The sequence below is a fragment of the Leeia speluncae genome (assembly GCF_020564625.1).
GTDB lineage: Bacteria > Pseudomonadota > Gammaproteobacteria > Burkholderiales > Leeiaceae > Leeia > Leeia speluncae.
Genome location: NZ_JAJBZT010000029.1, coordinates 1 through 714, shown reverse-complemented (window position 1 = coordinate 714; position 714 = coordinate 1). Strand labels below are relative to the sequence as shown.

The following is a 714-nucleotide window of genomic DNA, read 5'->3' as shown; positions in this document are numbered from 1 at the left end:
CTAGAAGAAGGTAAAGAGATTGGCTACCAAGGTTTTGAACTAGGTAACAAGTTTCCAAAAGAGAAAGAAGCACTAAAAGCTAAACTAGGTGAATATGGTTTTGAATGTGTATCTGGTTGGTATTCTTCATTCTTGGCACACGGCACGGTAGAAGAAGAGATTGATCGTGTCTCTGCTCACCTAGACAAACTGCTATACAACGGTAGTAACGTCATGGTGTACGGCGAATGCGCAGGCACCATTCAAGGCGATCGCAGCAAAGCACTCTACATGCGTCCTAAATTCACCAGCGATGCACAGTGGCAAGAGTACGCCGAGAAAGTAACCAAGTTTGGTGACTGGCTACTGGCCCGTGGTATGCGTCTAGCTTACCACCACCACATGGGTGCCTATGTAGAAACCCCAGAAGACGTGGACATGCTGATGAAGCTAACCGGCGAATCAGTTGGCCTACTATTCGACACTGGTCACATGACCTTTGCCGGTGGCGATGCCCTAACCGAACTGAAAAAGCACATCAACCGTGTTTGCCACTTCCACTGTAAAGACGTACGTAGCGACATCATCAAGCTCGCCCGTAACCGCAACTGGGCCTTCCTGGATTCTGTCTTAAATGGTGCCTTTACCGTACCAGGCGACGGTGCGATTAACTTCGCCCCGATCCTACAAACCTTGGCCGAGAACGGCTACAAAGGCTGGTTGGTGGTAGAAGCG

General features: G+C 49.4%; 1 protein-coding gene. It reads left to right on the top strand.

The window, feature by feature from the left end; all coding sequences use genetic code 11:
* The coding region (gene iolE / locus LIN78_RS17950; protein ID WP_227182260.1) for a myo-inosose-2 dehydratase at window positions 1–714 on the top strand (714 nt) is incomplete at both ends.